A 2,108-nucleotide genomic window follows, 5' to 3' on the forward strand; every position below is an offset into this window, starting at 1 on the left:
GGTGAATCCGCTTGCCGACGAGCACGCAGGCGACCACGGCTGCCACTCCGAACCCCCGCGGGGCCCGCGCGCGGCCCCGGCCGGCTGACGGTCGAGGCCCAGCCCAGCGGTACGACCACGCTCATCACGCTCACCGCGAGCGGCGGCGGCCCGGTGGGCTGGTCCATGTCCGCCGACGCGCCCTGGCTGCGCATCAGCCAGCCGGGCGGCGTCCTCTACCCCGGCAGTTCGATCACGGTGACCGTCACCGTCGACCGCACCCACGAGCCCGCCGGGCCCTGGCGCGCCCGGGTGGCCATCGCCCCGGGCGGCGCGGTCGTCACCATCGAGGGCGAGGGCCCGAGAACCCCGACGGCTCCGGCGCCGACGCCGACGCCCACCCCGGCGGACCCCACGCCGACCGCGCCCGCGCCCTCACCGCGGTGAGCGCCCCGGGTCAGCCGGCCGGTGCCGGGTCCGCCGGGTGCGGTGCCATCGGGAGCAGCGAGGCCATCCGCTGCTCGCACAGCTCCACGAGCCGCTCGTACGCCTTCGGGCCCATGAGCTCCCGCAGCTCCGCCGCGTACGAGACGTACACCGGCTCGCCCGCCCCGTGCGCGGAGCGCGCGGAGGTGCACCACCAGTGGAGGTCGTGGCCGCCCGGGCCCCAGCCGCGGCGGTCGTACTCGCCGATGGAGATCTGGAGGATCTGCGTGTCGTCGGGGCGGTCGATCCAGTCGTACGTGCGGCGCACCGGCAGCTGCCAGCAGACGTCCGGCTTGGTCTCCAGCGGCTCGCGCCCCTCCTTGAGGGCGAGGATGTGCAGGGCGCAGCCCGCGCCGCCGGCGAAGCCGGGGCGGTTCTGGAAGATGCAGGAGCCCTTCCAGCGGCGCGTCTGGCGCTCGCCGTCGTCCTCGTCGAGCTGGGTCCAGCCGGAGCGGGTGCCCTCGTCGTGGAACTGCCACATCTCGGGTGTGAGGCGGGCCACGTGCCCGGCGACGCGCTTCTCGTCGTCCTCGTCCGAGAAGTGCGCGCCCAGCGAGCAGCAGCCGTCGTCGGCGCGGCCCGCCTTGATGCCCTGGCAGCCGCTGCCGAAGACGCACGTCCAGCGGGACGTCAGCCAGGTGAGGTCACAGCGGAAGACCTGCTCGTCGTCGGCCGGATCGGGGAACTCCACCCAGGCGCGGGGGAAGTCGAGTCCGACCTCGTCCGTCGACTTTGCGTCTGCTTTGCCCGCTTTGACCTTCTTCGTCTTTGCCACCCCTCAAGCGTAAGCGGACCCGGCGGGAGCAGTAGCGTTCAGGCCATGAGACTCGGTGTCCTCGATGTGGGTTCGAATACCGTCCATCTGCTGGTGGTGGACGCGCACCCCGGTGCCCGTCCGCTGCCGGCCCACTCCCACAAGGCCGAGCTGCGCCTGGCCGAACTCCTCGACGAGAACGGCGCCATAAGCGAGGCCGGCGTCGACCGTCTCGTCGTGGTCGTCCAGGCGGCCCTGCGGGCCGCCGAGGACAAGGGCGTCGAGGACGTCCTGCCCTTCGCCACCTCCGCCGTCCGCGAGGCCGCCAACGCCGACACCGTCCTGGAACGGGTCCGCGAGGAGACCGGCGTCACCCTCACCGTCCTCACCGGCGTCGAGGAGGCCCGGCTCACCTTCCTCGCCGCCCGCCGCTGGTTCGGCTGGTCGTCCGGGAAGCTGCTGCTCCTCGACATCGGCGGCGGCTCCCTGGAGATCGCCTACGGCCTCGACGAGGACCCCGACGCCGCTGCCTCCCTCCCGCTGGGCGCCGGCCGCCTCACCGCCGCCTGGTGCCCCGACGGCTCCGCCGATCCGGACCGGGTACGGGCGCTGCGCCGGCACGTACGGGCCGAGATCGCCCGCACGGTCGGCGACTTCGCCCGGCACGGCACGCCGGACCACACCGTCGCCACGTCCAAGACCTTCAAGCAGCTGGCCCGCATCGCCGGCGCCGCCCGCTCCGCCGAGGGCCTGTACGTCCAGCGCACGCTCAGCCGCAAGGCGCTGGAGGAATGGGTGCCGAGGCTGGCCGGGATGACCCCGGCCGAACGCGCCGGCCCCGCACCCGCGAGACCTTCTTCAACGCCCACTACGCCCGCGAGGCGCTGCC

At 74.1% G+C, this 2,108-nt stretch carries 2 protein-coding genes and 1 pseudogene; 2 read left to right on the plus strand and 1 reads right to left on the minus strand.

Going from position 1 to position 2,108, the window contains the following annotated elements; genetic code table 11:
• Positions 1–426: pseudogene (locus AB0K09_RS32910) on the plus strand (hypothetical protein); the annotation flags it as partial.
• A gap of 10 nt (positions 427–436) precedes the next feature.
• Here AB0K09_RS32910 and AB0K09_RS32915 read toward each other — a convergent pair.
• Positions 437–1,240 (minus strand): hypothetical protein, encoded by an 804-nt coding sequence (locus tag AB0K09_RS32915; RefSeq protein WP_366069063.1) that lies wholly within the window; start codon positions 1,238–1,240, stop codon positions 437–439.
• A 45-nt stretch (positions 1,241–1,285) separates the two neighbouring features.
• Between AB0K09_RS32915 and AB0K09_RS32920 the strand changes: the two genes are divergently transcribed.
• A partial coding sequence (locus tag AB0K09_RS32920; RefSeq protein WP_366069064.1) for a Ppx/GppA family phosphatase occupies positions 1,286–2,108 on the plus strand: 823 nt, incomplete at its 3' end.

The organism is Streptomyces sp. NPDC049577 (assembly GCF_040675635.1).
Classification (GTDB): Bacteria; Actinomycetota; Actinomycetes; order Streptomycetales; family Streptomycetaceae; genus Streptomyces.